Source organism: Archangium sp. Cb G35, assembly GCF_001896145.1.
Lineage (GTDB): Bacteria > Myxococcota > Myxococcia > Myxococcales > Myxococcaceae > Archangium > Archangium violaceum.
Genome location: NZ_MPOI01000022.1, coordinates 105,362 through 126,056 on the forward strand (window position 1 = coordinate 105,362; position 20,695 = coordinate 126,056).

The following is a 20,695-nucleotide window of genomic DNA, read 5'->3' on the forward strand; positions in this document are numbered from 1 at the left end:
CTCCCGTGAAAGCCGCCACCATAACGCGGGGGTGACGCCTTCGCTGCTCTCTCGGAAGAAAAACGCGGCGCGGTGCCCATTCGTCGAGGCACCGCGCCGCTGGACTGTCATGCCGCCATCACACGATCAGGCTCAGAAGGTGCCGCCGAGGTTGATGGTGCCCTGGTAGCTACCAGTGGAGAAGGCGTCATCCACGGCCGGGGCGAAGTCCTCGCTGAGGAGGATGTTGTAGTTGACGCGGGCATCGGCGGTGAAGTCACCGATGTGGGTGCGCAGACCGACGCCCACCGGGACGCGCGAGCTGGTGTCATCCACGAAGCCGGCGCCCGCGCCATTGCGGATGTTGTACCAGTTCATGCCGAAGCCACCGAGCAGGTAGGGCTGGATGGGAGCGGCGGTGAGGCCGAGGGTGAGGTTGGCCACGGCGCCGTTGCGCACGATGTCCGGGCCGCTGCCGCCCACGTCGGTATCCAGGTTGTTCACCGCGCCGCTGTAGCCGAGCTCGATACCGAGCACCTTGGAGGGCCGCAGGCCGGCCATCACGCCCACGGTGGGGCCGGGGTTGATTGCCGGAGCGAGACCACCGGTGTAGCCCTCGACGCCGGCGCCGACGAGCACGGACAGACCGCGCATGTCGCCCTTCTTCTGGCCCTGATCCTCCTCCTTCACCTCGTAGCCGGAGCCGCCGAAGGCATCCTCCTGCGGCTTCACGATGTTCTCATCGACCTGGCCGGTCTGGACGTCGTAGTCCCGCTGCAGCGAGGACTGCTCGTTGCCCGGGAGGGTGGTGCCGCTACCGCCGGTGGACTGGCCCTGCTGCACGGGGGTGCAGAAGAGGGTCATGCCGCCCTGGCCCTGCATGGGGATGCCACTCTTGGGCTGTACGGGCTGTGCGGGAGGCGTCATGGGCTGACCGGCCTGGCCCGAACCGCCGAAGGCGTCCTGGTCCTCGAGTCCGGAGCCGCCCACGCCTTCATCCTGCTGGGTGGTATCGGGCACCGGAGCCACATCCTCCTGGTCGAGGATGAGGATGTCCTGCTGGTTGGGGTCATCCAGGCCCGACCCCCCGATGTTGTCCGGGGACGTCTGTCCCTGGTCCTTGCTGGTATCGGTGTCACTCACGTCCTGGGCCATGGCAGCGTTGCCGTAGAGAAGCGCCGTCACGAGCCCAGCCAGAATCTTCAGTTTCATCCGAACCTCCGTCCGTCGGGTGGCTGACGGAAACTTCGGTACCGGGAAGATTCGAGGCAAGGCTTGGATCCACCGCCGGGAGTGAGCCGGGACCTCGACCGGGAAGCATCCAGCCGGGCGAGGCGGGGATGGCGGGGGCACGAAGCGTGAGCAGATTAGACGGTGGTGCGCCTACCCCTTCGTCCAGTCGCTGCTGGTGACGACGGGCAGTTGCAGAGCGCGCTCGCGGTCCAGGTCCAGGTTGCCGATGTGCAGCGACAGCGGCGCCTGCACCCACTTGTAGATGGACTGGAGGAAGAGCCGGATGAACTTCTCCACGTAGCCGCGCAGCCGCGCGCTCTCCACCTCGGGAAACATGGCCTCCAGCGCGGGCTGCATCTCCGAGGGCACCAGCTTCTCTCCCGCGAAGAGATAGAAGCAGGCATCGAGGATGGGGAAGGGCATCAGCTCCTCCTCGCCCACCTGGTTGTGCGCCAGCTCCGGCCCGGCCGGCTTGGCCAGCACCTTGCGGATGCCCTCGTGGCCCGTCTGCTCCAGCAGGTAGTCCAGCAGGTACATGACGACCGTCTTCGGCACGTTGGCGATGACGGCCAGTGCCCCCATCAGGTCTCCACCCGTGGTGGTGTAGCCCACGGCGCGCTCGCTCATGTTGCCCGTCTGCAGGAACAGGCCGCCACTGGAGTTGGACCAGTTCCACATGCGCTGGGCGCGCAGACGGGCCTGGATGTTCTGCTCGGTGATGGGCGTCACCTCGCCGCCCGCGAGCATGGTGCGCGCGATGTTCAGCTCACGCTCGAAGGCCTCCTCGATGGGGACCACCAGGAAGGGCACACCCAGCTCCCGGGCGATCGTCTCCGCGGCCTCGCGGGTGGCGTCGCTGGAGTAGCGGCTGGGCATGTAGAAGGCACGCAGCAGGCTGCCGGGATTGTCCGGCCGCACGCGCTTCGCGTAGCGGTGGGCGATGAGCAGGGTGAGCAGCGAGTCACGTCCGCCCGAGAGCGCGATGCCGATGACCTTGAAGGCGCGCGTCTTCTCGAAGTAGTCGCCAATGCCCAGGGCGAGCGCGTCGAGGATGTCCTCGCACAGGGCCTCGCGGGGCGAGCGGCGCGTGTCCGGAGCGGGGAGGAAGAAGCTGCGGTGCGAGGGCACCGGGTAGCGCAGCTTCTCACGCCGGCTGGTGAAGGCCGGGGTGCAGTCGATGGTGGGCACCAGCTTGCCGCCCTCGCGCAGCCACGCCTCCCGGTCACTGCGCCAGGTGGTGTTCTCCGCGCGCAGGCGCAGCGTGCGATCCAGGTCCACCACGGCCGAGGCGAACCCCTCCTGGAAGCGCGGCGCCTCCAGCACGGGCTTGCCGTTCTGGTTGATGAAGCCACCGCCGTCGAAAATGATGCCGTCGTTGCTGCCCAGCGCGTTGGAGTAGGCGACGGTGCACTGGTGGTCCGACGCGCGGGTGGCGAGCAGCTCACGCCGGGTGTCCCCGTGCCCCACGCGGAAGGGCGAGGCGGACACGTTCACCACCAGCTCCGCGCCCGAGTAGGTGCGCCGGCGCATGGGCGCCTCGGGGCTCCAGATGTCCTCGCAGACCTCGGGGGCAATCAGTCCGAAGTCGAAGCGGAAGAGGAAGTCACCGAAGGGGATGCCGCGGAACTCCTCGCGCATGCCGGGGTAGCCGCGGGAGAAGGTGCGCCCCTCGTAGAAGATGTTGTAGGTGGGCAGCTTCTCCTTGGGCACCAGCCCGAGAATCTTCCCGCCGGCCACGAGCGCGGCGCAGTTGTAGCGCAGGCCCTGGTGGTTGATGGCGACGCCCACGAGGAACACGGTGGACAGCGCGCCCGTCTCGCGGGCGAAGCGCTCGAGCTGCGGCCATTGGTTCTCGACGAAGCCCTGCCACTGGACCAGGTCCTCGGGCGGGTAGCCGCCGATGAGCTGCTCCTGGAAGACGCCCACGGTGACGTCCTCGGCGGCCATCCGGCGTGCCAGGTCGAGCGCCCTGTCCACGTTGCGCCCGAAGGCACCCACGGTGGTGTTGACGCTGGCGAGCCCAATCTTCACGAGCCGCATGGAACGTGCTCCTCCCTCACGAGTTGGTGGAGCACTAGCAGACGCCCGCGAGGCGCGGCACGCAAGGACTCAGTTCAACGGCCCCACCGGCTTCACCGGACTGAGGCGGGCGATGAGCTCGCCCACGTCGTCCAGCACCGCGCTCAGCCGGGTGCGCACATCCAGCTCGCACAGCAGCTCCTGGCGCCGCTCCGGCTCCGGGACGACGGCGGCGGCCACCACGTCCGCCAGGGCGCCTCCATGCGAGCGGGCCACCACCGGCAGCAGGTTCTCCGCGAACGAGTTGGGGACCCGCCCGGCCAGCTCGAAGACGGCCTGGCGGAGCCTCTCCTCCTCGGGCCCCTGGTATTCACCATCCGGCAGCAGCTGCACCCGGACCTGCCGGTAGAGCTGCTCTCCCGCTGGCAGCTCCTCGAGCAGGCGGGCGCGGCTGACGCCCTGCAGGAGGATGTTGTAGCGCCCGTCCTGCAGCTCCTCGTGCCAGATGATGAGTCCGGCACACATCATGGGCTGCATGGGAGGCCGCTCGCCGTACTGGCCTTCCCAGCCGGGTTGCAGCTGGGCGAGCGCCATCACCTTGTCTCCGGCGAGCGCGTCGCGCACCAGGGCGCGGTAGCGGGGCTCGAAGATGTGGAGGGGCAGGGCCGCGTGCGGAAAGAGAACCGCCGAGGGGAGCGGGAAGACCTTCACCGCGTGGGTGGTGAGCGCGAGGCGTTCGAGAGCCGTGGTCATGGCAGGGGCACCGTACCCTGGTCATAGCGTCCGGGAGAACGCGGCGCAGCCCCAGCCGCCAGGCAGGCGTCAGCCCTGGGACGGAAGGCTGGTAAAGTCACCCCATTCCGCTAGGGTGCGCGGCCGCGATGTCCGATTCGACCCCCTCCGTGGCCACCACTCCCGAGAAGCTGTCCTGGTACCGTCGTCTCTACCTGCGCGTGGAGGCGCTGTCCTCCACGAAGCACGCCGTGGCCGCCATGCTGCTGGTGTCCGTGGTGGACGGCTCGGTGTTCCCCATCCCGCCCTTCGCGCTGCTGGTGCCCATGGTGCTCGCCCAGCCCCAGAAGTGGCTGCGCTACGCGGTGCTGGGGACGGTGGCCAGCCTCTTCGGCGGCTTCATCGGGTACTACCTCGGAGACCTGCTCCGCCAGGGCGCCATCAGCTTCCTGGAAATCGACATGAACATGCGCATCCAGCGTTTCGGCATCGACGCGACGCTGGGTGAGCTGCTGGGGCAGAACTTCTGGGCGCTCGCGCTGCTGTGCTCCATCCTGCCCACCCCCTTCAAGGTGGTGGCCATCGGCAGCGGCATGGTGGGCGTGCCGCTGGACCGCTTCTTCCTGGCGGCGGTGCTGGGCCGCTCGGTGCGCTTCTTCCTGGTGTCCGGCGTGATGCGCTTCTTCGGGCCCACCGCCCGCAAGTGGCTGCGCGTCTGAGTCAGGCCGCCGAGGTGGTGGCCAACGCCTCGTCGATGGTGGCCAGCAGCTCGTCGGGCCGTACCGGCTTCTCCAATATCCGGTTGCGCACCGAGCGCACGAAGTCGCGCGTGGCCTGGGTATAGGCCCCGCCGGAGATGAAGACGAGCCGCTCGGCCAGCTCCGGCACGTGCGCGCGCAGGTGCGAGTAGACGTCCATGCCCGTCGTCCCCGGCATCTGCAAATCACACAGCACCAGGTCGAAGCGCTGACCCTCGTTCACCCACGCGAGGGCCTCGGCGCCGCGCGTGGTGACGAACACGTCGTGCGAGGGCTCGATGAGCATGCGCATGGACTGGGCCAGGCGCGGCTCGTCGTCGATGATGAGGATGCGCCGGCGCGGCGGGAGCGCGGACACGGGCGTGGGCGCCGCGGGCAGGGGCGTCTTCGCGGGCCTGCTCTCGGCCGAGGGCAGCAGGACGGTGAAGCGCGAGCCCTTGCCCTCCTCGCTGCTCACGCGCAGCTCGCCGCCGTGGGCCTGGACAATCTGCTGACAAATGGCGAGTCCCAATCCGGTACCCTCCCCCCAGGGTTTGGTGGTGAAAAACGGGTCGAAGATGCGGGCCAGCACGGGCTGAGGCATGCCACAGCCGGTGTCGGACACCTCCACCAGGGCGCGGCCCGTGTCGTCGCGGCCGGTGCGCACGCGCACCTCGTGGTGGTCCGGGTTCCCCTCGGGGATGGCCTGCAGCGCGTTGACGAGCAGGTTGAGCATCACCTGCCCGAGCCGTGCCTCGCTGCCCAGCACCTTGGGAGGCTGACCGAAGTCCTCCACCAGCCGGGCCCGGGGCCGCACCGCGTGGGCCGCCATGCGCAGCGCCGGCACCACCACCTCGTTGACGTCCAGCATCGCCCGCTCCTCCCCCTGCTGCCGGCTGAACACCTTCAAATCGCGCACGATGACGCGGATGCGCTCGGCGCCCTCGCGGGCACTCTCCAGGCTCGCCCGCGCCTCGTCGAACCCCTCGGGCCCCCGGGCAAGACTCTGCCCCACTCCCTCCAGGTTCAGCATCAGGTAGGCGAGCGGATTGTTGATCTCATGACCCACACCGGCGGCCAGCGTGCCCACGGCGGCGATGCGCTCGGCGGACACCAGCTTCGCCTGGAGCTGCTTCTGCGTCGTCATGTCGCGGTAGGTGGCCACGAAGTAGAGCACCTGGCCATCCACGTTGCGCACCGGGGACAGCTGCACCTCGCTGTACACCCGCGAGCCGTCCTTGTGCGCCAGCACCACCTCGCCGCGGAAGAAGTCACGCATGCGCAGTGCCTCCTCCAGCCGCTGCTGCACCTCCGGCTCCACACCGGTTCCACACAGCTCCCGGGGGGCGCGGCCCGCCAGCTCCTGGTGGGAGCAGCCCACCATGGCGCGGAAGGACTCGTTGGCGTACACCAGCTGGAGTTCCTCGCCCGGACGCAGCTCGCAGATGAGCACGCCCTCCTGCACGCTGCGCACGGCGGTGGCCAGGAGCTCCAGCTGGGCCCTGGCGCTCTTGCGCTCGGCCCGGGACGCCGCCAGCAGCAGCCCGGTGAAGGCGATGATGGCCAGGAAGAGCTGCAGCTCCAGCAGGTCCACCTTCCGGCCGTCCGCGCGCGAGAACGCGCCATGGCCCAGGAGAGTGCCCCAGATGGACGCCGCCGCGATGAAGAGCGTGGAGAGCGCCGCCCCCTGCGAGCCGAAGCGGAGCGCCGCCCACACCCCCAGGGGGAAGAGGAGGAACACCTGGGCATAGGCCAGCGGAGTGCCGCGATGATCGCCGCTGAAGGACCACAGGGCCACCACCAGGGTGAGTCCCGCCAGCACCAGCGCCTCGCGCCGGCGCGGCTCCGGGCGCAGACGGGAGAGCAGCAGCAGCACCGGTGCCACCACCAGGGCGCCCATGACGTTGCCCAGCCACCACACCCACGCGGTGAGGAAGAAGCCCTCCCAGGGCACCCCGCCCGTCAACCCCAAGCTCAGCGCCCCCACCAGCGCGCTGGCCAGCGGGCACGAGACCACCGTGGCGGTGAACGCCAGCACGTCCTGCGTCCGCGAGAGCGAGGGAGAGAAACCCAGGCGCCTGAGCAGCAACACGCCCAGCACCGCCTCCAACGTGTTGCCCACGGCCATGGCCAGCGTCGCCGCGAGAGGAGCCCCGGAGCCGAACCCCAGGATGGAGACGAGAGCGCCCACGAAGATGGCCGGCCAACGGGACACCCCGAGGAGCAGCAGGCCCGCGAGCGACACGCCGGTGGCGGGCCACACCGGGCTCGCGGCGTTGGCGATGGTGGCCTGCGTCAGCCCCAGCCAGCAGGCGGCTAGGTACACGCCCCCCAGCGCGAGCATCTCCGTGATACCCCGCATGCCGGATGGCGCTGAGCGGTCGAGGCGCTGTGGATGCGGCTGGATGGCGATTCCCCCCGTACACGCGCTGGCTCGCCAGCGGTGTTGACGCGGCATGCTACCCCGAGCGGCACGTGGGGAAAATGGTCCCCCCGCTCGCTCTCTTGCCTACCCGACAGATGAACGGGCGGATTTCACTGTCTGTCCTTGTGGCCGTCCTTGGAGGAGCAAGGGGTGCGGTGCAATGGACCGGCGCGGCCTGCGTAGAGAAGGACAAGGAGGCAACGCGCCACATGTCCCGCCCTGGTATCGCCGCCGTGCTGTCGTTCTTCATCCCCGGACTGGGTCAGCTCTACAACGGGGACATCTTCCGGGGTCTCTTCTGGCTCATCATCACGCCGGGCTTCTGGCTGGGCACCGGTGGATTGCTCGGCTGGGTGTGCCACTTCATCTCCGCGGCCACGGCTCACGGCCGGGCCGAGGAGAAGCAGCGGGCCGAGCTCGCCAGCGGCTTCCCCCACCGCGTCAAGGTCGTGTAGCGGCGCGGGGCGCGCTCGCGAGGGCCTGGAGCAGCTCGTCCGCCGAGTGGGCGAGCGCCCGGGCCCCATGCGCCTGGAGCTCCTCCACGCCCCGGAAGCCCCAGGTGACCCCCACGCCGTACATGCCGGCGGCGTGCGCGGTATCCATGTCCACCGCCGTGTCGCCGATGAAGGCGCAGTCCCCGGGCGCCACGCCCAGCTCGGCGGCAATCCCGAGCGCCGCCATGGGGTCCGGCTTCCGAGGCACCCCGCTCCGCTCGCCGTAGACGGCGCCAAAGCGCACGTCCGGCAGCAGGGCCTCCACCAACCGGCGGGTGGCCGCGTCGGGCTTGTTGCTCAACACCGCCAGCTTCACCCCCTCGCCCTGCAGCCGGGCGAGCACCTCGCGCACCCCGGGGTAGGGCCGGGTGTGGTCCAGGAAGTGCTCGTCGTAGAAGGCCTTGTAGGAGGCCATCACCGCCTCGTGGAGTTCCTCGCGGCCCGTGGGGACGGCGCGGGCCACCAGCACCCGGACGCCCTCGCCCACGAAGCGGCGGTAGTCGGCCAGGGGGTGGACGGGCAGGCCATGGGTGGTGAGCGCGTGGTTCATCGCCGCGCCAATGTCGTGCAGCGAGTCCAGCAGGGTGCCATCCAGGTCGAAGAGCGCGGCGCGCGGGTACATGGGCATATCCCCTGGAAACACCAACGCCCCGGCCCGGACAAGTCCGGAGCGCGGGGCGCGGTCACTTCGGGCTCGAGGGCCCGGAGGGTTTACGGGGTGGCGGCGGCCGTGGGCGGCTCGGCGCCCGCCTCGCCCTTCTGCAGGGTGGCGAAGTTGATGTTGTTGTAGCCCGCGCTGGCGCAGCTGAACATCACCCGCTTGATGATGGAGAACTCCACGTCCTTGTGGGCCTGGATGTTCACGTCACCCTTGAAGGCGTTGGTGTTGCCCTCGGCCATGGCGTGGAGGTCCTCGAACTGCTTCTTCATGTCCCGCAGCTTCTCCTCGAGCGCGGGAATGTTGAGGTACTCCTCCTTGACCAGGTCCTGCACCTGGCCCACGACGTTGCCGGAGATGGAGACCTGATCTCCGGACACCATCACCACCGGGTGCATCTCCACTTCCTTGACGTTGACCGCCTCGGGCAGCTGGATGTCCTTGGTCATCATCAGCACCTCGCCCGTCGCCGAGAAGTTGGCGATGAGGAAGAGCACGATGATCACGAACATGTCGACCAGCGGCGTAATCAGCACGTCCGCGTTGCCGCCGTGCTTGCCGTGCACGCCGTGGCCGAACACCTTGGAGTGTTGCAGCCGCTTGCCGTAGCGCTTACCGGGAACCTTGATGGCCATGGTGGATGCCTTCCCTAACCCATGATGGCGGACACCGAGACCTGGGGCAGGCCGGCGCCGATGCATTGGTCGATGATGCGCACCAGGTCCTCGTAACGGACCTTGTCCTCGGTCTGCAGCGTGATGGCCGACTGATCCGGGAACTGCGCCTTGAGCTCCTTGAAGCGGGCGATCAACGGCGCCAGGTCCAGCTTGCCGTTGGAGCCACGCTTGGCCTCGATGGCCGGGAACTCGCTCTGGTCCGCCGCGAGCCGCAGCTCGGTGGGCGTGACGAACAGCGTGAGCTGGACCGTCTTGGTCTGCTCTTCCTGTTTCTGCTCTTCCTCGGTGGCGGGGCCTCCGGCCTGCGCCACCTGGAGCCGGCCGATCTGCGTCCACACGGCCGTCATGATGAGGAAGCTGATGGTCACCGCCATCAGGTCGATGAAGGGGGTGAGGTTGATGGCAACGTCGAGTGACTTCTTGCCTTTACCTCCCCCGAGATCCATTCCACCGGCCATGACACTCTCCTTCCGCCCGCGCTACGACGTTCTACGATGAAGGGCGCGCGCCGTACCCACCGACAACGCGCCCTGATTCCAGGTTCCCTGCAGGAGTGAACTACTCCTCGGAATCCCGGGCGGAGGCGGAGACGGTGGCGTTCTTGAACTTGTCGCGGTTGTTCACGATCAGGTTCAGCACGGCCACGCTCGTCTCGTTGATGTCGTTGACGATGGCGGTGGCGCGGCCCGACAGGATGGAGAAGGCCACGACGGCGGGGATGGCCGTGAGCAGACCGAAGCCGGTGCAGTTCATGGCTTCGGAAATACCGTTGGCGAGAATGGTCGCCTTGTCGGCCGGGTTCACGTTGGCCACGGCCTCGAAGCAGGAGATCAGACCGGACACCGTTCCGAGCAGACCGGCGAGCATCGCCGCGTTGCCGAGCATGGCGAGGTAACCGGTGCGGGCCTCGATCTTCGGGGTCTCGCGCAGGCTGGCCTCGTCGAGGGCGGCCTGGACCTCCTCCTCGCCCTTGGGAACGTTCATCAGGCCGGCCTTGATGACCTGGGTGAGCGGCGTCTGCTTCTGGCCGGCCACGTAGTTGATGGCCTTGTCCAGGTCACCGGCGTAGATGTGCTTCTTGAGTCCGCGCAGGAAGGCATCCTTGTTGATGGAGGCCTTACCGAACAACACGATGCCGCGCTCGATCATGATGGCCAGCGCGAACACCAGGCAGACGGCGATGGGGTACATACCCCACTGACCCGCCTCCCAGCGCATGGCGACCTCCTCGAAAAACGAGCGCTGGGCGCCGTGACCGCCGGCGTTCGCGAGGATGGTCAGATTCGTCAAAAACCCCAGGTTCATCGCTTATGGCCTCCAGAGAGGGGCGTGCCCGACATGGCGGGCCGTGCCAGCCGGTTGGTTCCCGTACGGATACCCACACGGGTCCCTTACCGGGAATGGCAGAATTGGAGCCGGACTTTAGGAATGGCGGTCCGGCAGTGTCAAGGCACGCTCCGTGCTCTTAGTTGCTGAAATCCCACGGGAATTTTGCGATCGGACACCGACTGGACGGCTGGTCTGGTGGCGAACGGACGGTGTTTGTCGCGCTGCGTCGCCTGCTTGACGCCCCCCGGGAGCGAGGCTAAGGGCCGCCGATCATGGCCCGAAAGCGGATCGGCGAGTTGCTCCTGGAGAGGGGGGCGATCACCGCGGCCCAATTGGAAGCGGCGCTCCAGGCGCAACAGCGGACCCGGCAACGGCTGGGGGCGGCACTCGTGTCCCTGGGCGCCATCACCGAGAAGACCCTGGCCCACGCCTTGAGCGAGGCCCTGGGCGTGCCCGTCATCGACCTGGGCACCCGGCCCCCGGATTGGAGCGCCATCCACCTGCTGCGCTCGCGCTTCTGCGAGCAGCATGACCTGTTCCCCGTGGCCCTGGAGAACGTGGGCGGGCGCCGGCTGCTGGTCGTGGCCATGGCCGATCCGCTCGACACCGCCGGCCTCCAGGAGATGGAGTTCACCACCGGCCTGAAGGTGAGCCCCCGCGTGGCGTCGCTGTCCGCCGTGCGCACCGCCATCCAGCGCTACTACCACCGGCCTCCCCCCGCCACGACCCCGGCCCCCATCCAGGCCCCGGAGCCCCTCCCCGACGCCCAGGAGGACGATGTCGAGGAGATCATCGTCGGCGAGGAGCTCCCTCCGGGGGAGACGACGCGCCGTGTCTCGCTCGAGCAGCTCATCCAGGAGCGCGAGCAGCAACGGCGGCTCAAGCGCGGACAGGGCAAGTCCAGTGCCAGGCCTTCGACCGGTGACGTCAGCGCCGAGCTGGACTCGCTCTTCGGCGAGTCGGCCTCCGCCGAGCCCGTGGACCGGGTCGAGGAGCTGGAGCGCAAGTTCTGGGCCCTCATGCGCATCATGGCCCGCAAGGGACTCCTGACGAACGAGGAGTTCACCCGCGAACTGGATGACGAAGAGGGGAACTGAGCGGAAGTTGGCTCAGTCCGCGAGCGGCAGGCGCACGGTGAAGGTGGTGCCCTGGCCCAGCTCGCTCTCCACGCTCAGCTTGCCCCCGTGCTTCTCCACGATGCGCTGAACGATGGACAGCCCCAGCCCCGTCCCGTTCCCCTCCGTCTTCGTCGTGAAGAAGGGCTCGAAGATGCGCGACAGGTTCGCCGGCTCGATGCCGCTGCCCGTGTCCTTCACCCCCACCACCGCCTCGCGCCCCTCCCGCCTCGTCCGCAGCCGCACCTGACCGCCCGGCTTCATCGCGTGGCACGCGTTCGTGATGAGGTTCACGAACACCTGCTCCAGGTTCGCCGGCACCGCGTGCAACGGCGGCAGCTCCCCGTAGTCGCGCTCCACCTTCACCTTCGCCTGCGTCACCACGTGCTCGCAGTAGCCCACCGCCTTGTCCAACAGGGCGTTGAGCTGCACCCGCTCCACCTTGTCCTTCGCCGGCCTCGCGTAGGACGTCAGATCCTTGGTGAAGCGGAGAATCCGCTGCCCGCTCTCCAATATCTTCCGCAGCTTCTCCGAGTCCGCCGCCCCCGCGCTCCCCAGCATCATCGCCCGCTGCAGCAGCGACTCCGAGTACGCCACCACCGCCGTCATCGGGTTGTTGATTTCGTGCGCCACGCTCGCGGCCAGCTGCCCCATGGACGCCAGCTTCTCCGCGTGGATGACCCGCTGCTCCAGCTGCGCCACCACCGTCACGTCCTGGCCAATGGCCATCACCCCCTCCACCTCCCCCTGCGAGGCGAGCGCCGAGGATGTCGCGAACGAGGCCCGCGCCTCCCCCATGCGCGTGCGCAACCGCAGCTCGAAGTTGGGCACCGCCTCGCCTCGCATCGCCGCCGCCAGCACCGAGGCCAGCCGCATGTGCTCGTCCTCGGGCACCAGCGAGAAGACGTCCTGCCCCAGCACCTCTTCCTTGCTGAAGCCCGTGAGGCGGCTGATGGCCTGGTTGAAGACGACCACCTTCTTGTCCCGGTTGGCCACCAGGATGAGCGCGTTCGCCTTCTCCAGCAGCTCCTCCAGGTACTTGCGCACGAACGTCAGCTCGTCGATGAGCTTGGCGTTCTTCACCGCCACCGCCACCTGGTTGGCCAGCTGCACCAGCACCCGCTCGTCCTGCATCGGATCCGGCTCCTCGCGCAGCGAGGACGGGTACTCCAGGTTGATGGCGCCGTAGAGCTGCCCGCTGGCCACCAGCGGCGCGCTCACCCCACCCGTGCTGCTCTCGAAGAGCAACGGCACCAGCGCGGCCACCACCACCTTGCCCGCAGGAATGCTCTCCGCCGTCAGGTGCATCTTCTCCACCGCCGTGCGCTTGAGCACCAGCGGCTCGCGGGAGCCCTCCTTCAACCGGCCCTCGGCGTACAGGCTCGTCAGCCCGCCGGTGCGCGCGTCGATGATGCGGATGCAGAAGGAGCGCCCGGGGAACAGCTCCTTCACCCCGCGCGCCACCGACGCCACCAGCTCCTCCTCGCTGCCCGCCTCGGCCACGCTGCGCCCCAGGTCCAGCAGCACCCCCTCCGTGCGCGCCTGCTCCAGCAGCGCCTGCTCCACCACCACCAGCTGGCCCCGCATCAGCTCCGACTCGCGCCGCCCCACCACCGACACGGACTCGCCCCGCCGCGCCAGCTCCATCACCACCACGCCCCCCTGCGGCAGCGGCACCTCCACCACACACGCCGCCCCGTCCTCGGGCACCCGCGCATCCGCGAGCCCCTCCATCATCTGCTCCACCGTCAGCCCATGGTCGAAGCAGAAGCGCGCGAACGCGTTGTTGCACAGCTTCAGGTGCAACTGCGTATCGCAGAGCGCCGCGGGCAGCTCCACCGTCTCGAAGAAAATACGGAAGGCCTCGGCGGAGGGGACCTCCGGCAGGGGCAGGCGACGTGACTCAGTCGTCATGGGAGCTGGCTTTGTCGAGGTCCACTATCTGCTGGGACCCCATGTAGGCTTTCGTCTCGTAACGGGTGATGCGGCCAATCTTCCGGACAATCTCCGCCATGCGCTCGGCCTCGCGGTAGATGATGTCCACCGGCTTGTAGGAGCTGTCCTCCTCCTTCAACCGGCGCTTGAGCAGCTCCGCGTAGCCCATCACCGAGGTGAGGGGCTGGTTGAGCTCGTGGGCGGCGGTGCCGGCCAGGGCGACGATGACCGCGTTCTTCTCGCTCTCCTCCAGGCGCGTCTCCACGTCCGACAGCTTGCGCTCCAGCTCCATCCGGTCGCGCAGGTCCGTGAAGATGCCCACGCTGGCCACCTCGCGGCCGCCCTCGTAGACGATGGAGGCCGTCATGTTCACCGGCACCAACTGCCCGGTGCGGTTGACGACGTCCTGGCGGCACACCGACAGCCGGCCCCGCCCGCCGTACTCCGGGCTGCGCAGCTGCTTCATGATGCGATGGGCCACCCCCTCCGGGTAGAGCTGGTAGACGTGCATGCCGCTCAACGCCTGCGGAGCCCCATAACCGAAGAGGGCCTCGGCGCCCTTGTTGAACAGGATGATGCGGCCCTGCATGTCCGCGGCGACGATGGCGTCCACCGAGGAGTCGATGAGCCGCTCCAGGAAGTCCTTGGTGTGGCGCAGCTCGTCCGCCAGATGGCGCGCCTGCGTCACGTCCCGGAAGGAGAGGATGATGGCCCGGCGGCCGTCCTCCAGCGGTGCCGCCGAGAAGCTCAACGTGAGGCGCCGTCCATCGGGCGCGCGCACCATCAGGTCCACGTCCGAGCGCGACTCGCCACGCCGGGCCGCCGTCACCAGCTCCATCAACACCGACTCGTCCAACGGCTGCGTCACGTCCACCAGGTGGCGGCCGTACGAGCTCTCGGAGGGCGCCGCCAGGATGGCCTCGCCCGCGGGGTTGAGGCTGAGCACACACGCCTTGTCGTCGAGGATGGCCACGCCCTCGCGCACGTTGGCGAAGAAGAGGTGGTACGTCTCGAGCGAGGCGGCCTTGGCCTCCGCGGCGATGCGCGCCGACATCTCGCGCTCGGTCTGCCCGCGCACCGTCAACAGCAGCGAGGCGTTGCGCAGGGCCACCGCCGTGGCGTGCGCCACCGTGTTGAGGAAGTCGATCTCGTCCGGCGCGAAGGTGCGCCGGTCCCCGCCCGAGGCCCGCAGCAACAGCACCCCGCGCACCTCGCCCCGGATGTGCAGGGGCAGCGCCGCGAGCGCCTGGATGCCCCGCGCGGCTACCTCGTTCTGCACGCCCTCCAGCAGCGGGTGGTGCGAGGCGTCCTCCACGACGACGGGCTTGCCCGTGCGCGCCGCCTCGCGCACCTCCGGGTAGCGGTCCAGGTCGATGCGGACGTCCTCCAGGTTGGGAGCGTCGCTGGCGGCCACCACGCGCGCGCCCTCCCCGTTCCTGTCCAGCATCACCAGCGCCGCGCGGCTGACACCGAGCCGCTCGGCGAGCCGGCGGGTGACGTCATGGAGCAGCGCCTCCACGTCGAAGCTCTCGGCGTAGTCCGCGGTGAGCTCGACCAGGAGCGACAGGTCCTGCTGCCGCCGCATGAGCTCCTGGCGCTCGCGGTGGCGCTCGGCCACGCGCCGCAACCTCCAGGCGAGCTCGTAGGGCTGGCCTCCCGCGGTCATCACCTCCGCGGGCTTGAGCGACTCCAGGACGGTGAAGGAGGCCTCGTCCGGCTTCACCAGGGCCACCAGCGAGAGCCGGGCTCCCGCGGGCGTGGTGAGCAGCGTGGAGAGGGCGGAGGAACCCTCCGGCGTGGTGAGGTCCACCAGACCGAGGGTGGCCTGCTCCGGCGTCTCCACCACCCGCAGGCCGGCCTGCGCCGCGGCGCGAGCGAGAGGCTCGCGTGCGGCCGAGGCCGCGGGCACCAGGACGACGCCGAGGGATGACTCGTGGGAAGACACGTTCATGACTCTACCCCGGCTCCCGCCTCAGGGGCAGTCCGTGACCCGGACTCCCCTGTCCGGTGCCGAACCGCGGGTCCACCGCGTCTTCGCAACCGGGTGGCTTTTCCACCGGGCGTGCGGCTCAGCCGCGGCCGTAGGGACCCCGGTGCGAGGGAACCCAGACCCACTCCTGCACGGACTGGTAGTAGCCCTCCACCCAGCGCTGCGCGTAGTGGCCGCCCTCGCACTTCGTCACGTTGCGGCGGGGACGGTGCTTGCAGTTCTGCTCGACCCAGACCCGCTCGTAGTGGCCCGGCACGAACTTCCGGACCGTTTGGAGCTCATAGCGGCCCGCCTGGTGCGGCCGGTTCGAGCGCGGGGGACGGGCCGGAGGAGGCGGCGCCGGGCGATAGCTCCCCCCGGGGAGAATCTGCTGAGACGGCTGACCCACCGGCGAGGCGTCGTGCCGGCCCCAGTCATCGGCCCGAGCGGCCACCGGAGCCAGGAACAGTGCGGAGAGAGCCAGGGTGAAGAGTCCGTTCCGGAGCATCATCGTCTTATCCTCCCAATCGTTCTTGCTCCTTCAGACGAGGCCTCCCCGGATTGATTCAATCCGGGCCCTCCCGAGGCTCCAGGGACTCGGAGCGGAGCGCCCTACTTCTTCGGCTCCTCCGGCTTCTTCGCCGGCTCCGGCTTCTGTCCGCTCAGGCTCTGGTACGCGACCGTGAGCCACTGCTCCGGCTTGAGGAAGCCGTCACCCCAGCTCTTGTACTTCTCGGGCATGCCCTCGGCCTTCACCTGCTCGAGCGTCTTGCCCGCGGCCTGCTTCCCCTTCACCAGTTCCACCGTGTCGCGCAGCATCTGCGCGAAGGTCTCGAGCTCCTGGCGCCCCGACACCGCACCGTGCCCCGGGATGATCTTCACCCCGGCCGGAAGCGTCTGCAGCACCCGCTCCACGTTGCGCAGGTAGCCCTCCAACGAGCCACCACTCTCCAGGTCGATGAACGGGTACTTGTCCCCGGTGAACTGGTCTCCCAGGTGCAGCACGTTGGACTGGGTGAAGTACACCATGCTGTCGCCATCCGTGTGGCCCGACGGCAGGTGCGTCACCTGGATCTCCTCGCCGTTGAAGAAGATGGAGATGCCCTGGTCATAGGTGATGACCGGCAGCGCCTCCTTGGGCGCGGGCGGAATCTTGATGCCCATCGCCGCGCTCTCCAGACCGTTCATCAGCCGCGTGCGCACGTGCTTGTGGGCCACGATGGTGCCCTCGCGGCCGAAGATGGCGTTGCCGCCCGTGTGGTCGAAGTGCCAGTGCGTGTTCAGCACGTACTCGGGCGTCTTGTCCTTGCCCTTGGTCAGTTTCCCGAGCGCCGCGCGAATCTTCGGCACCAGCGGGGCGAACTGGTCATCCACGATGAGGATGCCGTCCGGACCCGCCGAGACGCCGATGTTGCCTCCAGCGCCCTCGAAGATGTGCACGTTGCCCGCCACCGGTGAGGACTTCACCGGGGTCTTCGCGAGCGTGGCCTCGTCGAACTGCGCGGACGCCACGCCGGGCACCACCCACAACGCGGCGATGAGAAGTTTCTTCATGTGGAGCGCTCCGTTCCTTGGGGAGACGCTCCACACCATATGCCCGGTGGACGGGCCGCTCCAGGATTGGCGGCGGCCCGCCCCTCAAGGGCAGGTGGGTGGTGTCATCGGGCTGATGACGGCTCCCGTGGGAATGGAGGGGCAGCTCGACACGCCTCGCAGGAGCATGCGGCCGGCGGCACCACCTCCTCCTCCTCCGGCGCCATGCGTGCCGCCAGAGCCCGTCCCCGCGATACCATCGCCAGGACCAAACATTCCCGCCGCACCGAAGCCTCCCCCACCTCCGTCGGCCGCGCCGCCGTCACCGCCCGCCACCGTAGCGGCAGTCACGAGACTTCCATCCACTCCGGCGACGCCCGGAGACCGCGACGAGCCCTGGGCGTCGGAGCCTTCACCACCCGATCCGCCATTCGCGGTGACCCGCGCGGCGTCCTCGACCACGAGAGTCCCGGCCTCGAGCACCAGCATTCCTCCGCTACCGCCACCACCACCGCCCACCGCGTTGGGGACGGTATTGGAATCGCCACCGCCTCCTCCAGCGCCACTCACGCTCACCACGCTCTTCAGCGTCAGCGTGCCTGCCACGGAAATCTGCAACGCCCCACCGCCCTGACCTCCCACGCCCGGGGTCGTGTCCGCGATACCGCCGCCCGTTCCACCCTGGCAGCCTCCCACCAGCGGAACGAAACCACTCGTCGACAGAGCGCTCCCCCTCGGGCCCGGCACGGCGTTATCGTCGTTGGCACCGCCCAGCCCCCCCGCCGTCGCGAGGCCGCCTCCGCCTCCGCCTCCGCCATCATTACCGCTGAGGCCTCCCGCGCCCCCCATCCGTCCCGTGCACTCCACCCCACTCCCCGCCCCTCGCCGCGACTCGGCGCGCGCCGAGTGGGCCAGGACATCGGCATTCAGCGTGGCATCGCCATACACCGCCAGAACGACCGGCCTCGCGCCCACCACGCGCAGGGGTTGATTCACGGTGAGGTTCCGGACCGGAATCACCACGACGTCGGCACCCGTCACCACATGCGTGGGCGGCGTGAAGCTGCAGCCCGGAGCGAACGTCCACGTCGGCGTCCCCGAGGAGTCGAAGGTGGCACCACACGTGATGTCCAGGTCGGCAATGGCCGCGGACGAGATGGCCACCGGGTCGAAGTTGTTCGTGACGGCGTAGCTGAACTGGAGCAGCTGGCATTCCCCATCCGCCACGCACGTTCCCGCCCTTCCTCCCTCGCTGCAGATCTTCCCCACCTGCGTGGAGTCCACCTCGAACTGGCACTTGCCATCAGCGGTACACATTTCGATGGCCTTCTTGCAGATGGTCGGTGGATCGCAGTCGAGCGTGCTGACACAGTTCCCCATGCCATCGCACGCGTCCGACGTGCATTCCTTGCCATCCTCACAGGCCGTAGCCGGAGGCTTGGGCGAGTAGTTGCACGAACCGGAGGAGGGCTCGCACGTGCCCATGTGGCACTGACTCGGCGGCATGTCACACGTCTTCGGCGTGCCCGCCACGCATGTCCCGCTGACATCGCACTTGTCGACGAGGGTGCACAGGTTCCCATCCTCGCAGTCCGAATTCGCGGGCTTGAGCGCGTAGTTGCAGTCGCCCGTCGGCTCCTCGCAGGTGCCGGTCCCCTCGCGGCACTGGCCCGGTGGCGTGTTGCACGTCTTCCTCGGGCCCGCCGTGCACGACCCGCTGCCATCGCACTTGTCATCGAGGGTGCACTGCAGCCCATCATCGCAGGACGCCGTGGCGGGGAGAGGCGCGTACTCGCACGCGCCCGTCGAGGGCACACAGGTACCCGCCGCCGCGTGGCACTGACCCGGCGGCGTGTTGCACGTCACCGCTGGCGTGCCCGTGCACGTCCCGCTGGCATTGCACGTATCGCCGCTGGTGCACTTGCTCCCGTCATCACAGGAAGCGCCAGGGTTGACCTGATACACACAGGTGCCCGTGCCGCACGTCCCCACTCCCTGACACTGCGACGGCGGCGCATCACAGGCGTTGTCGCAGCAGACGCCCCCCACGCAGAAGCCCGAGCCGCACATCTCATCGCTCGTGCAGCCTCCGCCGTTGCAGTCCAGCTTGTCGTCACAGTTCCAGTCCGTGGCGAGGTTGGCCGGCCCGTCGCACACCGCCGCGGCGCCGGGGTGCACGGTGGCATTGCCGTCGTTGCAGTCCGAGCCCCGGATGGCACTGTCCCCCGGCTCGCGGGCGGGATGGCCGTCCTTGTCCACATCCTGCGCCAGAAGTTCGAGCGCCGCCGGCACGGAGCCCTTGGCGGGCAGCGTCACCGCCGAGGCCAGCTGGCGCGTCTCGATGGCCAGGCCCGAGCAGTCCGCCGTGTCGTAGGAGGCCACCTCGGCCTGCAGCTGCTGACTCCAGCTCTTCTCCCGGTACACGGCGAAGACGAGCGTCCGGTCCTCCTCCGTGGCCAGCTTGGATTGGAGGATGAGCTCGTCGCTCCGGCGCTCCGGGGCCGCCGCATCCAGGGCGGTTACCCGAAGGCACAGGGGGGTGTAGCCCGGGTACTTGACCGTGAGGGCCACCGCGCTGTCCGTTACCTTGTTCGAACAGGCGGTGAGCAGCAGCAGGAATCCGGCAATCCACGCATGACGCATGGACGCGGAGCCTACATCAATCCTGGGCCGGCTGCGGCACCGACTCGCCCGCGGGTGCGGCCTCGGGCTCCTGCTTCACCGGCCGGAGCGCGTAGCCTTGCACTCCCGCGGGCAGCACCACCTCCACCAGCGGATTCTCCGCGAGCAGCTCCGGCGTCACCGGCATCCGCACCAGCCCCTCGTGGTCGCTCACCAGCGACACGCGTGTTCCCCGGTTCGTGGTCAGGATGACGCGCGAGCCCGGAATGGGCCGCTCCGTCCCCAGCTCCACCACCCGCAACAGCACCGCCTCGCCCTGACCCTCGGCCGCCGCGGGCTTCATCGCGGACATGTCGGGCGGCAGGACCTGCCGGTAGTACGGGCGCAGCGCGCAGGCCGACAGAGGACCGAAGGACACCAGGGCAACGCACAGCAGGGAACGCATCGAACGCATGAAGACTCCATCCGGCCAGACAGGGGCACGAGGGAGGCGCAGCATACCGGCCAACCTCCCGCCGCCAAGTCCCGTCACGCCCGCCCGCCCGGCTGCCCTCCCATGGGGCGGCCTCCCCTGTCTCCCGCCCCGGGATGCCGCATCTTCAACGGCAGCACCATCGGCGGAGCCTTCCGCCTCCACCCACCGGGAGAGCACGCATGTCCGAGTTCATCGATCCCCAGAATCCCAAACCCAGGACGCGCCGCGAGATCCTCGAGGACGGCCAGTGCGAGCGGGGTCTGCTGGGAGGCCGTGAGATCCGCACCACCGCCGCCGAGCCCCTGCCCGACATCCAGGACAGCGGCTACCGCGAGGTCCTGGTGCGCGAGACGCCCACCGAGGGCCTCGTCCTCAAGAACCGGGGCCAGGTCATCGGCACCTTCACCATGGTGTTCGTGAGCCTCATCACCTTCTGGATGCCCTTCCTCAACGGCATGCTGGGCGGCGTCTTCGGAGGCTTCTTCGCCAGGACGTGGAAGCGCGCGTTCGTGGCGGCGGCCCTGACATCGGTGGCGGTGCCAGCCACCATTGCCTTCTTCTACGGCTTCGACACGCCGGACCTTCTCTATTTCATGTATGGCCTTGGCTTCTGGCGGTGGACCGCGCTCCACGTGCTCGGCACGTTCATCGGCGCGGCGGCGGGCGTGTACTCGCGCCCCGAGGCGGACCGGCGGCGTTTCATCCGGCGTGAAATCACCGCGGGCTAGCCGTATGAGCCACGTGACCCGGCCTGGTTCTTCCT

At 68.9% G+C, this 20,695-nt stretch carries 18 protein-coding genes; 4 read left to right on the forward strand and 14 right to left on the reverse strand.

Annotation, left to right across the window (positions count from 1 at the left end; genetic code table 11):
• Positions 1 to 132: 132 nt before the first annotated feature.
• The 3 genes from BO221_RS56865 to BO221_RS48220 all read right to left on the reverse strand — a co-directional run bounded on the left by BO221_RS56865 (position 133) and on the right by BO221_RS48220 (position 3,984).
• Positions 133 to 1,191 carry a hypothetical protein gene (locus tag BO221_RS56865; RefSeq protein ID WP_233166595.1) on the reverse strand — a complete coding sequence of 353 codons (1,059 nt, stop codon included), beginning with the start codon at positions 1,189 to 1,191 and terminating at the stop codon, positions 133 to 135.
• 171 nt (positions 1,192 to 1,362) lie between these two features.
• The gene (gene nadE, locus BO221_RS48215) at positions 1,363 to 3,252 is read right to left on the reverse strand and encodes an NAD(+) synthase (protein ID WP_073567705.1); all 1,890 of its coding nucleotides are present in this window, start codon (positions 3,250 to 3,252) and stop codon (positions 1,363 to 1,365) included.
• A 69-nt stretch (positions 3,253 to 3,321) separates the two neighbouring features.
• Entirely contained in the window at positions 3,322 to 3,984 is a 663-nt protein-coding gene (locus BO221_RS48220) for an LON peptidase substrate-binding domain-containing protein (protein ID WP_073567706.1), read from the reverse strand.
• A gap of 128 nt (positions 3,985 to 4,112) precedes the next feature.
• Here BO221_RS48220 and BO221_RS48225 point away from each other — a divergent pair, with 128 nt between their 5' ends.
• The gene (locus tag BO221_RS48225) at positions 4,113 to 4,682 is read left to right on the forward strand and encodes a YqaA family protein (RefSeq protein WP_073567707.1); all 570 of its coding nucleotides are present in this window, start codon (positions 4,113 to 4,115) and stop codon (positions 4,680 to 4,682) included.
• A 1-nt stretch (position 4,683) separates the two neighbouring features.
• Here BO221_RS48225 and BO221_RS48230 read toward each other — a convergent pair whose 3' ends face one another.
• Complete coding sequence (locus BO221_RS48230; RefSeq protein ID WP_073567708.1) at positions 4,684 to 7,062, reverse strand: MASE1 domain-containing protein; 2,379 nt, start codon at positions 7,060 to 7,062, stop codon at positions 4,684 to 4,686.
• A gap of 272 nt (positions 7,063 to 7,334) precedes the next feature.
• Between BO221_RS48230 and BO221_RS48235 the strand changes: the two genes are divergently transcribed.
• Positions 7,335 to 7,580: a hypothetical protein gene (locus BO221_RS48235; protein WP_073567709.1), complete on the forward strand. Its 246-nt coding sequence runs from the start codon at positions 7,335 to 7,337 to the stop codon at positions 7,578 to 7,580.
• Here the strand turns inward: BO221_RS48235 and BO221_RS48240 are convergent.
• The 4 genes from BO221_RS48240 to BO221_RS48255 all read right to left on the reverse strand — a co-directional run bounded on the left by BO221_RS48240 (position 7,567) and on the right by BO221_RS48255 (position 10,259).
• Positions 7,567 to 8,241, reverse strand: coding sequence for an HAD family hydrolase (locus BO221_RS48240; protein ID WP_073567710.1), 675 nt, complete (start codon positions 8,239 to 8,241; stop codon positions 7,567 to 7,569). The genes BO221_RS48235 and BO221_RS48240 overlap by 14 nt on opposite strands.
• 89 nt (positions 8,242 to 8,330) lie before the next feature.
• Positions 8,331 to 8,912 (reverse strand): biopolymer transporter ExbD, encoded by a 582-nt coding sequence (locus BO221_RS48245; protein WP_073567711.1) that lies wholly within the window; start codon positions 8,910 to 8,912, stop codon positions 8,331 to 8,333.
• A 14-nt stretch (positions 8,913 to 8,926) separates the two neighbouring features.
• On the reverse strand, positions 8,927 to 9,412 hold the full coding sequence (locus tag BO221_RS48250) for a biopolymer transporter ExbD (protein ID WP_073567712.1): 486 nt from the start codon (positions 9,410 to 9,412) through the stop codon (positions 8,927 to 8,929).
• A gap of 100 nt (positions 9,413 to 9,512) precedes the next feature.
• A complete protein-coding gene (locus BO221_RS48255; protein WP_083682613.1) occupies positions 9,513 to 10,259 on the reverse strand; it encodes a MotA/TolQ/ExbB proton channel family protein in 747 nt (248 codons plus the stop codon).
• A 296-nt stretch (positions 10,260 to 10,555) separates the two neighbouring features.
• On the opposite strand from BO221_RS48255, the gene BO221_RS48260 reads away from it, so the two are divergent.
• Complete coding sequence (locus tag BO221_RS48260; RefSeq protein ID WP_073567713.1) at positions 10,556 to 11,380, forward strand: general secretion pathway protein GspE; 825 nt, start codon at positions 10,556 to 10,558, stop codon at positions 11,378 to 11,380.
• 12 nt (positions 11,381 to 11,392) lie between these two features.
• Here BO221_RS48260 and BO221_RS48265 read toward each other — a convergent pair whose 3' ends face one another.
• The 6 genes from BO221_RS48265 to BO221_RS48290 all read right to left on the reverse strand — a co-directional run bounded on the left by BO221_RS48265 (position 11,393) and on the right by BO221_RS48290 (position 19,911).
• Positions 11,393 to 13,312 carry an ATP-binding protein gene (locus tag BO221_RS48265; RefSeq protein ID WP_073567714.1) on the reverse strand — a complete coding sequence of 640 codons (1,920 nt, stop codon included), beginning with the start codon at positions 13,310 to 13,312 and terminating at the stop codon, positions 11,393 to 11,395.
• Positions 13,302 to 15,284, reverse strand: coding sequence for a PAS domain S-box protein (locus tag BO221_RS48270; protein WP_083682615.1), 1,983 nt, complete (start codon positions 15,282 to 15,284; stop codon positions 13,302 to 13,304). The genes BO221_RS48265 and BO221_RS48270 overlap by 11 nt, the downstream gene beginning before the upstream one ends.
• 118 nt (positions 15,285 to 15,402) lie before the next feature.
• Entirely contained in the window at positions 15,403 to 15,813 is a 411-nt protein-coding gene (locus BO221_RS48275) for a hypothetical protein (RefSeq protein WP_073567715.1), read from the reverse strand.
• A gap of 101 nt (positions 15,814 to 15,914) precedes the next feature.
• Positions 15,915 to 16,856, reverse strand: coding sequence for an MBL fold metallo-hydrolase (locus BO221_RS48280; RefSeq protein ID WP_073567716.1), 942 nt, complete (start codon positions 16,854 to 16,856; stop codon positions 15,915 to 15,917).
• 84 nt (positions 16,857 to 16,940) lie between these two features.
• Positions 16,941 to 19,478 carry a putative metal-binding motif-containing protein gene (locus BO221_RS48285; RefSeq protein ID WP_073567717.1) on the reverse strand — a complete coding sequence of 846 codons (2,538 nt, stop codon included), beginning with the start codon at positions 19,476 to 19,478 and terminating at the stop codon, positions 16,941 to 16,943.
• Between the two features lie 16 nt (positions 19,479 to 19,494).
• Positions 19,495 to 19,911: a hypothetical protein gene (locus BO221_RS48290; protein ID WP_073567718.1), complete on the reverse strand. Its 417-nt coding sequence runs from the start codon at positions 19,909 to 19,911 to the stop codon at positions 19,495 to 19,497.
• 200 nt (positions 19,912 to 20,111) lie between these two features.
• On the opposite strand from BO221_RS48290, the gene BO221_RS48295 reads away from it, so the two are divergent.
• Positions 20,112 to 20,660, forward strand: a complete 549-nt coding sequence (locus tag BO221_RS48295; protein ID WP_073567719.1) for a hypothetical protein — start codon at positions 20,112 to 20,114, stop codon at positions 20,658 to 20,660.
• The last annotated feature ends 35 nt before the right edge of the window (positions 20,661 to 20,695 follow it).

What these genes read in the sequence shown, in the direction of transcription:
- BO221_RS48255 (WP_083682613.1), bottom strand. Translation starts at nt 10,259, where the DNA reads ATGAACCTGGGGTTTTTGACGAATCTGACCATCCTCGCGAACGCCGGC.
- BO221_RS48225 (WP_073567707.1), top strand. Translation starts at nt 4,113, where the DNA reads ATGTCCGATTCGACCCCCTCCGTGGCCACCACTCCCGAGAAGCTGTCC.
- BO221_RS48265 (WP_073567714.1), bottom strand. Translation starts at nt 13,312, where the DNA reads ATGACGACTGAGTCACGTCGCCTGCCCCTGCCGGAGGTCCCCTCCGCC.
- BO221_RS48285 (WP_073567717.1), bottom strand. Translation starts at nt 19,478, where the DNA reads ATGCGTCATGCGTGGATTGCCGGATTCCTGCTGCTGCTCACCGCCTGT.
- BO221_RS48230 (WP_073567708.1), bottom strand. Translation starts at nt 7,062, where the DNA reads ATGCGGGGTATCACGGAGATGCTCGCGCTGGGGGGCGTGTACCTAGCC.
- BO221_RS48270 (WP_083682615.1), bottom strand. Translation starts at nt 15,284, where the DNA reads ATGAACGTGTCTTCCCACGAGTCATCCCTCGGCGTCGTCCTGGTGCCC.
- BO221_RS48280 (WP_073567716.1), bottom strand. Translation starts at nt 16,856, where the DNA reads ATGAAGAAACTTCTCATCGCCGCGTTGTGGGTGGTGCCCGGCGTGGCG.
- BO221_RS48275 (WP_073567715.1), bottom strand. Translation starts at nt 15,813, where the DNA reads ATGATGCTCCGGAACGGACTCTTCACCCTGGCTCTCTCCGCACTGTTC.
- BO221_RS48245 (WP_073567711.1), bottom strand. Translation starts at nt 8,912, where the DNA reads ATGGCCATCAAGGTTCCCGGTAAGCGCTACGGCAAGCGGCTGCAACAC.
- BO221_RS48235 (WP_073567709.1), top strand. Translation starts at nt 7,335, where the DNA reads ATGTCCCGCCCTGGTATCGCCGCCGTGCTGTCGTTCTTCATCCCCGGA.
- BO221_RS48290 (WP_073567718.1), bottom strand. Translation starts at nt 19,911, where the DNA reads ATGCGTTCGATGCGTTCCCTGCTGTGCGTTGCCCTGGTGTCCTTCGGT.
- BO221_RS48260 (WP_073567713.1), top strand. Translation starts at nt 10,556, where the DNA reads ATGGCCCGAAAGCGGATCGGCGAGTTGCTCCTGGAGAGGGGGGCGATC.
- nadE (WP_073567705.1), bottom strand. Translation starts at nt 3,252, where the DNA reads ATGCGGCTCGTGAAGATTGGGCTCGCCAGCGTCAACACCACCGTGGGT.
- BO221_RS56865 (WP_233166595.1), bottom strand. Translation starts at nt 1,191, where the DNA reads ATGAAACTGAAGATTCTGGCTGGGCTCGTGACGGCGCTTCTCTACGGC.
- BO221_RS48295 (WP_073567719.1), top strand. Translation starts at nt 20,112, where the DNA reads ATGTCCGAGTTCATCGATCCCCAGAATCCCAAACCCAGGACGCGCCGC.
- BO221_RS48240 (WP_073567710.1), bottom strand. Translation starts at nt 8,241, where the DNA reads ATGTACCCGCGCGCCGCGCTCTTCGACCTGGATGGCACCCTGCTGGAC.
- BO221_RS48220 (WP_073567706.1), bottom strand. Translation starts at nt 3,984, where the DNA reads ATGACCACGGCTCTCGAACGCCTCGCGCTCACCACCCACGCGGTGAAG.
- BO221_RS48250 (WP_073567712.1), bottom strand. Translation starts at nt 9,412, where the DNA reads ATGGCCGGTGGAATGGATCTCGGGGGAGGTAAAGGCAAGAAGTCACTC.